Consider the following 7,516-nt stretch of genomic DNA (forward strand, 5'->3'; position numbering starts at 1 on the left):
CTTCCGATCTGTTGGCACGGCCGCCCGGCCCCGGGCCCGGCCGCCCCGCGCTGCCGGGCCCGGGGCCGTCGCCGTGGTGGACGCGCGTCAGAGCGTCACCAGCCAGGACAGGCTCCCGGTCAGGTGCTCGCGCAGCGCCGGGTCGGCCACCGCCGGGGTGGGGTCGGTGGCGACGGCCGTGAGCAGGTGCGGCCGGGAGCGGGGTCCGCCCGGGTGGAGGGCGGCGAGGTCGGGCGCGGTACGCCCGCGCTGTCCGGGCAGCTCGCGTCCGTCCAGGAACCAGCGCAGCCGGGTGCCCGGGACGGGCAGGTCGACGGTGAGGCGGCTGGCGGAGGTGAGCCGGGTGGCGGTGGAGACGGGACTCGTCAGCGGGGTCGCGTGACGGTAGAAGCCGGCGATCATCGCCTCCCGTCCGGGCAGGTTGAACTCCCGCCCGAGCGAGCGCATGATCGAGTTCTCGGTCGGCCGGTACAGCCCCGTCGGGTAGTAGCCGCCGCCCTCGTACGCGCCGACCGTCCCGCCGTCGGGTGACGTCCGGCCGAGCCAGCGGGACCACTTGGTGCCCTGGGCGCGCATCCGGTCGGCGGTCAGCGTACTGATGTTGGCCTCGGCCGGCTCCGCGCCCTGGTAGGTGCCCTGGCCGTCGTACGCGTACTCGTCGGCGAGCTTGCCCAGCGAGTGCCCGGTCTCGTGCACCGCGATCTGCCCGGACTTCGCGTTGCCGCCCGCCACGGTGGCGATGCCCTCGTAACCGAGCGGGGACTTCACGTCGTTGTAGCCCGCGCCGCCGTACTTGGTGCTGTTGGCCACCACGATCACCAGGTCCGCCTGCGGGGCCTTGGCCGCGTAGCGCTCGACCGCCTTCTCGTCCACGCAGAGCAGCCGCTCCACCCCGTCGCACCAGAAGTACGAGCCCAGCGCGGTGTGCCGGACGGTCGTCTGGTCCGGATCCCCGGAGACGCCCGACTCGGGCGAAACGGCCGACACCGCCCAGACGTTGAACAGGTTGCGGTAGGTGGCGTACGGCTCGACGGCGGTGATCTCGCGCCACTTCTCGGCAGCGTCGCTGCGGAACTTCTCCTGTTCCTGCGTCGCGTAGCCGTCGCCGATGACCACCACGTCGAGCTTGGCGGCCGGATCGCCGTTGCGCACCAGCGCGGTGACGTCGCCGTCGTCCTGGAGCGGGGCCACGCCCTGGGCGCGGGAGCCGGCCGTGTACGGGGAGCCGCCGGGGACGAGGGCCCGGGAGATGCCGCCGTCCTCGCCGAACACCTCGACCGGGTGCCGGCCGTCCGCCGGAGCGGCTATGGGGACGGCGCCCGTCGTGGGTCCGGGCGGGGCTCCGGGTGCGGCGAGCGCGGGAGCGCCGCCGAGGAGGGCCGCGGCCAGGGCGGCGGTGAGGAGGGTTGCGGCGGTTCTGGTCCTGCGGCTCCTGGTACTGCTGGGCATGGGTGGCCTCCCCGGTGGTGGCGTGAGCGGGAGGTGGCAGCCTATTTCCCATGTTGAGAACCTGACAACCTGTGAGGGGCATTCCGGATCCGCTCCGGGCCGCTACTCCGCGGACATCCCGCTGATGACGGAGACCGCGAGCAGCCAGGCCAGGACGGCCAGGGTCACGGTCACGGGCAGCGGCCAGTCCATCAGGAGGAGCATGGCGGCACCCACCAGCGTGGTGACCGCCACGGGTACGGACATCCCGGCCGAGATCCACCAGGAGCGCACGTTCGGCCCGAGCAGGCCGCCCGTGATCAGGGCCGTGCCCGCGCCGATCAGCAGCGCCAGCTTCAGGATGGCCAGCCACAGGGTGTGCGGATTGCGCGCCCGGTGCCCCTGGTGGTCGACCTCGACCACCTGGCCCCTCCAGACCGTCAGGTTCACGACCGTGTCGATCCGCACGTCGTCGTAGAACGCCTCCCCGACGTCGTAGGTGCCGGTCGGAGCCTTCTCGCGGGCCACGGTCAGGGTGTACGAGGTCGAGTCGCCGTCCCGCTCCACCGCCCTCTTCGTCACCCGCCCGCTCTCCCGTAGCGTGCAGTCCACCCCGGGCCCGATCGCCGGAGCGCCGCAGACCGGGGCGCCGCGGTACGCCCACCCCTCGTGGTACGCGCCGACGAACCGCGCGAACCCGAGGCCGACCGCGGACAGTCCGAGCAGCAGGAGCAGGGCCTGCGCCAGGACCCGCAGCGTCAGCGCGGTGGCCCGCCCGCGCGGCCGGGCGTCCTGCGGGCCCGGCGGCTTGCCGAACAGCGTCATCGGACTCCCCCTCGTCTGGACGTCGGTCGCCATGCGGGCCGACGCCCCGGCACGCCGTGGGCGGCTCCGGGGGCGGCACGGACTTGGATGATGCCAGGGGCGCGTGCGGGGCGGGAGGAACCCGGCACCGCTGTAACGGACTTGTGCCATGCCGGGGGTGCGGGAGGTACGCCGGTGACCGCGTGTTTTCGGTCGTTCCGGGCGCGGGCGGACAACCCCTCGGCCCCTCCGCCCGGGCGGGTCCCCCGATCCCGACCCGGACCCCGACCCTGGCCCCGACCTCTCCCGGGCCGGTTCCCGGTCACGCGTCCCAGGTGACCGGGAGGCTCTTCACCCCGTAGATGTCCGCGGCCTCCGGCCGCAGGCCGACCTCCTCCGCCGGTACGGCCAGGCGCAGCGTGGGGAAGCGCTTGACGAGCGCGGTGATCGCGACGCTCAGCTCGACGCGGGCCAACTGCTGCCCCAGGCACTGGTGGACGCCGTGGCCGAAGGCCAGGTGCCCGGCGTACTGCCGCCGGAAGTCGAGCACGTGGGGATCGGCGAAGCGCTCTGGGTCACGGTTGGCGGTGTTGTACGACAGGATGACCGTCGTGCCGGCCTTGATGGTCTGGCCTCCCAACTCGACGTCCTCCAGCGCCGTCCTCATGAACGACTTGGCGACGCTCAGGTACCGCAGCAGTTCCTCGACGGCCCGGCCGGTGAGCGTGGGATCGGCGCGCAGGTCGGCCAGCTGCGCCGGGTTCTGCAGCAGCGCGAAGGTGCCCAGCGCCAGCATGTTCGCGGTGGTGTCGAGCCCGGCCGCCAGCAGGATCAGGCTGACGCCCCTCAGCTCCTCATCCGTGAGGTCGCTGTCCATGAGGTCGCTGAGCACGTCGTCGGTGGGGTTCGCACGCTTGGCGGCCACCAGCTCCGCGAGGTACTGCTGGGTCGCCGTGTAGGCCGCGATCAGCTCCTCGTCGCTCGTCTCCCCGTTCACGAACGAGTCGATCTGCTCCTGGAAGGAGCCGCGGTCCTCGTACGGCACCCCCAGCAGCTCGCAGATCACGATGGCGGGGATGGGCTTGGCGAACGCGGTCACCAGGTCCGCCGACGGCCCGGCCGCCTCCATGGCGTCCAGGCACTCGGCGGTGATCTGCTCGACGCGCTCGGCGAGCAGCCGCATCCGCCGCACGGTGAACTTGCCCACCAGCGGCTTCCGGTAGCGCCCGTGCTGCGGGTCGTCCATGAGGAGGAACTCGCCGGGCGGAGCCGGAGGAATCTCGAAGTCGCCCACGTTGATGAGCTCCTTGCGCGAGCTGAACCGCGGGTCGGCCAGGACCGACCTGACCAGCTCGTACCCGGTGATCAGCCAGCCGGCCGCCCCGCCGGGGTGGGTGTAGCGGCTGAGGGGGCCGTGCCGTCGGGCGTCGGTCAGCTCGGCCGGCGGGTCGAAGGGGCAGCCGGGCGGGCGCGCCGTCGGCAGCGTGGTGACGGTGTGGACGGATTCACCCATGACCGTTCCTCATCTCGCGGAAATGCGTCTTCGGGACTCTTCGAAAGCTACGTTGCATTCAGCATGGTCGCAATTGGTCGAAGCAGTTATCCCAGGTGAACAGCGGTAAATTGATGCAATGACGCTGAGGTCGAATGCAATGCCGCATTGCAATGGATGAATGCGAAGGCAATACTGGCGGCATGCCAGGAGGACGACTGACCCAGCAGGACCGCCAGCGCATCGCGGCCGGACTCGCCGACGGGCTCTCCTACGCCGAGATCGCCAGGCGGCTCGCTCGGCCGACGTCGACGATCAGCCGGGAGATCGGGCGCAATGGCGGCCCCAGCGGCTACCGGCCCGAACAGGCGCACCGGGCGACGGTCCAGCGCGCGCGGCGCGGCACCCCGGCGCCGCCGCCCGCGGACGGGCCCTCGGACAGCCCGACGGGAGAGGAGATCATCGAGATGGCGGTCAGGACGGGGCTGCCGAGGATGACGGCGCGCGTGCACATCGACCTGCTGCTGTCCGAGGACGGCAGGCGCACCGCGGCCGAGCTGACCCGCAGGCTGAACGTCAGTGCGGCCTCCGTCTCCGTGGCCGTGAACTACCTGGTCCAGCACGGGTACGTCCGGCGCGAACGCGATCCGCAGCGGCGTCGCGACATCTACGTGGTCGACGACGAGGCCTGGTACCACTCGATCATGATCGGCTCGCGGGAGACGCTCGGGACGGCGCGGATCGCGATGACGGCCGCGGCGGAGTTCGGGCCCGACAGCCCCGTGGGGCAGCGGCTGGCCAGGGGCGGGACGTTCCTGGAACGCGTCATCCGGGACATGATGGAGTCCGCCGACCGCTGGCGTCACCTCCTGACGTGACCTCGTGGCGTTGCGTCAACTCGCTGTCCCCGCAGGCCAGGTGCCCGTCCGGCCCGGCCTGGTCCGGCGAGGGGGAGTGCCGGCCCGGCCGACTCGGCGCCGGGGTAGATTCCCGGGCATGACGACCACCGACCCGCTGAGCCCGGTCTCCCGTACCGCCCTGTCCGTCGCGCTGGTGCGCGCCTACGAGAGCTCCCGCCCCGAACCGCTCTTCACCGACCCCTACGCCGCCGCCTTCGTCACCGCCTCCGGCATGCCGATGCCCACCTCGGGACCGGCGAGCGGCCTCGCCAAAGGCCTGGTGGTCCACGGCATCCTGCGCACCCGCTTCTACGACGACCGCCTGCTCGCCGCCGGCGCGGACCAGGTCGTCCTGCTCGCGGCAGGCCTGGACGCCCGCGCCTACCGGCTCGACTGGCCGGCCGGCACCCGCCTCTTCGAACTCGACCTCGCGCCCGTCCTGACCTTCAAGCAGCAGGTCCTGGACGAACTCGGCGCCGACCCGGCCGGCGAACGCACCACGCTGCCCGGCGACCTGCTGGACCCGGACTGGCCGCGCCGCCTCGTCGAAGCCGGCCTCGACCCGGAGCGGCCCACCGTCTGGCTGGCCGAAGGACTGCTGGTCTACCTCACCGCCGACCAGGCGGCCGGCCTGCTCACCGCCGTCGGCACCCTCTCCGCCCCGGGCAGCCGACTGCTGCTCGAAAAGGGCCGGGACGTGACCAGTACCCCGCAGGACCCGGCCCTCGCCCACATCACCGACCTGTGGCAGGGCGGCCTCGGCCCCCACACCCACGAGTGGCTCGACGCCCACGGCTGGAACACCCGGCTCACCCTGCTCGACGAGGTCGCCGCCGCGTACGGCCGCCCCTTCCCGCCCGGCTCGGGCCCGAGCACCACCGGCTTCATCGAAGCGGTGCGCACCGGCGACAACGGCCTGGACAGACCTGCGCGTTGAGGACGAAGGCCCAGGTGGGGCAGACGGGGCAGACGGCGGCGTCGGCGATGAGCGTGAGCGTGTGGGCCAGTGCCATGGGCCGGGCTCCTTGCCGGTCGGGTGGTCCCTCTGACCGATCCGTCGACTGTCCCCTCGGTGCTGCGGTGCTGCGGTGCTGCGGTGCTGCGGTGCTGCGGTGCTGCGGTGCTGCGGTGCTGCGCGCTCAGCCGGTCGTGGTCCCGTGCGGGATGGTGAGGGCGGTGAGGAGGACGGCATCGGTGCTGGTCCAGCGGCCGTGGCAACGGCCGGGCAGGTGGGGGTGGTGGGCGGTGAAGGTGCGGTCGGGGTGGAGGCGCACGGAGATGCCGGCCAGCCCGGTCCAGCGTCGGGTGAGCGGGTAGCAGGCCTTGTAGGTGGCCTCCTTGGCGCTGAAGAGCAGCCGGTCCCAAGGGACTTGGCCGTGAGGTAGCCGGCCGATCCGGTGACGCTCGTCCTCGGAAGCGGTGAGGGCGAGGACCCCGTCGGGGAGCGGCAGAGCAGGCTCGGCGTCGATGCCGAGCGAGATGACATCGGCCGCGTGCGCCGCAGCGCAAGCGGTGTAACCGTCGCAGTGGGTGATGCTCCCGACGGTCCCCGACGGCCACTCGGGGGCCCCGCCCGGCCCCGGGAGCAGCGGGACCGGAGGGTGGCCGAGCTGGGCGAGAGCACGACGGGCGAGCGTGCGGGCGGCGGTGAACTGCCGCTGCCTGCGGGGCGATCGGCCACCGATGTGGGCGCGCTCCGCAGGAAGGAGCGCGCCCTGGGGCGGCGGCCCGAAGGCCTCGGTGCAGTGGACAGTTGGCGGCAGGAGCCTGCCCAGCTCGGTGGTGAGGGAGGTGGTGGTCACCGCTGCGAAGTGAGTGTGAGCTGGTGGATCTGGCGGGCGATTTGGTGAGGGGCTTCGAGCGGGAGGATGTGGCCGGCGTCGGAGAGGGTGTCGACGGTGGTGTAGGGGAGGTGGGTTTGGAGGGTGCGGATGTGGGTCTGGCCGACAGAGGTGTCGTGGGTGCCACGAAGGATCGTGGTGGGGGTGGTGATGTTCCGGAGGTGGGGGGTGTGGTCCATGGTGCTGGTGGAGGCGAAGGTGGTGAGACGGGTGTGGGGGTTGGTGTTGGCGAAGAGACGGCGGTTGGTCTCCTGGGTGTGAGCGGGGGTGTTGGGGTGGAGGGTCTTCTTGAGGAGCTGGCGGCCGAGCCGGGGGCTCTTGAGGGCGCGCTGGAAGGCCTTCGTCTTCATGATGCGGAGTTCGCCCGGAGGGGTCTGCTGGTCGTCGGCGGCGCTGGCGGCGAGGAGGAGGCCGACGAGGCGCTGGGGCGCGGTGCGGGGGGCGTCGGCGTAGAGCTGGGTGGCGTAGGCGAGCGCGGCGTAACCGCCGCCTGAGTGGCCGGCGATGACGACGGGACGGTGAGGGGCGAGGGCGTCGGCGACGGTGGCGAGGTCGTGCCCGAGTTGCTGGATGGTGAGGGCCTTGTCGCCAAGGGTGCTGGTGCCGTGGCCGCGCTGGTCGTAGGCGACGACGGTGTGGCCCTGGGCGGCCAGCAGTCGGGCCGTGGCGTGCCAGACGGTGTGGGTGGCGCCCCAGCCGTGGGCGAGGACGATCAGGGGCGTGCTGGTGGGGGTGGTGTCGTGGGGGTCGATGTGGGCGGGGTGGTGGATGGCGACGGTGAGGCGGGCGCCGTCGGGGGTGGTGGTGGTGAGGTCGGTGATGGTGATGTCAGTGGTGGTGGTCACGAGGTGCTCCTGTCTGCGTCTGTGGTGTTTGTGTTGTGTGTGAGTTGGTGGTTGAGGTTGGTGAGGGCGTTGTGGGTGGCTTTGGTGTGTTGGTTGGGGATGGTGTGTTTGGGGAGGAGGGTGGGCCATCCGTGGGGGGTGGTGGTGAAGGTGATGGTGAGTTTGGTGTGTTGGTTGTTGTGGGTGGGGGTGAGGGTGTAGGTGGTG

Annotated in this window: 7 protein-coding genes and 2 pseudogenes; 3 read left to right on the plus strand and 6 right to left on the minus strand. The window is 72.1% G+C overall.

The window, feature by feature from the left end:
- Nucleotides 1–87 precede the first annotated feature (87 nt).
- From AB0O82_RS38210 to AB0O82_RS38220, 3 genes are all read right to left on the minus strand, one after another.
- On the minus strand, nt 88–1,449 hold the full coding sequence (locus AB0O82_RS38210) for a M64 family metallopeptidase (protein ID WP_363589596.1): 1,362 nt from the start codon (nt 1,447–1,449) through the stop codon (nt 88–90).
- Between the two features lie 102 nt (nt 1,450–1,551).
- Nucleotides 1,552–2,253 carry a hypothetical protein gene (locus tag AB0O82_RS38215; protein WP_363589598.1) on the minus strand — a complete coding sequence of 234 codons (702 nt, stop codon included), beginning with the start codon at nt 2,251–2,253 and terminating at the stop codon, nt 1,552–1,554.
- Between the two features lie 301 nt (nt 2,254–2,554).
- Nucleotides 2,555–3,745 (minus strand): cytochrome P450, encoded by a 1,191-nt coding sequence (locus tag AB0O82_RS38220; protein ID WP_363589600.1) that lies wholly within the window; start codon nt 3,743–3,745, stop codon nt 2,555–2,557.
- A gap of 182 nt (nt 3,746–3,927) precedes the next feature.
- Between AB0O82_RS38220 and AB0O82_RS38225 the strand changes: the two are divergent.
- The 3 genes and pseudogenes from AB0O82_RS38225 to AB0O82_RS38235 all read left to right on the plus strand — a co-directional run.
- Nucleotides 3,928–4,125, plus strand: a pseudogene (locus AB0O82_RS38225) (helix-turn-helix domain-containing protein); the annotation flags it as partial.
- 132 nt (nt 4,126–4,257) lie between these two features.
- Nucleotides 4,258–4,602: pseudogene (locus tag AB0O82_RS38230) on the plus strand (MarR family transcriptional regulator); the annotation flags it as partial.
- A 118-nt stretch (nt 4,603–4,720) separates the two neighbouring features.
- Complete coding sequence (locus tag AB0O82_RS38235; protein ID WP_363589602.1) at nt 4,721–5,560, plus strand: SAM-dependent methyltransferase; 840 nt, start codon at nt 4,721–4,723, stop codon at nt 5,558–5,560.
- A 202-nt stretch (nt 5,561–5,762) separates the two neighbouring features.
- Here the strand turns inward: AB0O82_RS38235 and AB0O82_RS38240 are convergent, their stop codons facing one another.
- From AB0O82_RS38240 to AB0O82_RS38250, 3 genes are all read right to left on the minus strand, one after another.
- Nucleotides 5,763–6,425, minus strand: a complete 663-nt coding sequence (locus tag AB0O82_RS38240) for a 4'-phosphopantetheinyl transferase superfamily protein (protein ID WP_363589604.1) — start codon at nt 6,423–6,425, stop codon at nt 5,763–5,765.
- Complete coding sequence (locus AB0O82_RS38245; protein WP_363589606.1) at nt 6,422–7,309, minus strand: alpha/beta hydrolase; 888 nt, start codon at nt 7,307–7,309, stop codon at nt 6,422–6,424. The genes AB0O82_RS38240 and AB0O82_RS38245 overlap by 4 nt, the downstream gene beginning before the upstream one ends.
- Nucleotides 7,306–7,516 (minus strand): hypothetical protein (locus tag AB0O82_RS38250; RefSeq protein ID WP_363589608.1); only part of this gene is annotated, 211 nt, incomplete at its 5' end. The genes AB0O82_RS38250 and AB0O82_RS38245, both read right to left, overlap by 4 nt.

Origin of the sequence: Kitasatospora sp. NPDC088264, from assembly GCF_040685715.1 — a bacterium.
Classification (GTDB): domain Bacteria; phylum Actinomycetota; class Actinomycetes; order Streptomycetales; family Streptomycetaceae; genus Kitasatospora.

Coding starts and splice junctions, on each gene's coding strand:
- AB0O82_RS38215 (WP_363589598.1), bottom strand. CDS start 2,253: ATGACGCTGTTCGGCAAGCCGCCGGGCCCGCAGGACGCCCGGCCGCGC.
- AB0O82_RS38235 (WP_363589602.1), top strand. CDS start 4,721: ATGACGACCACCGACCCGCTGAGCCCGGTCTCCCGTACCGCCCTGTCC.
- AB0O82_RS38220 (WP_363589600.1), bottom strand. CDS start 3,745: ATGGGTGAATCCGTCCACACCGTCACCACGCTGCCGACGGCGCGCCCG.
- AB0O82_RS38210 (WP_363589596.1), bottom strand. CDS start 1,449: ATGCCCAGCAGTACCAGGAGCCGCAGGACCAGAACCGCCGCAACCCTC.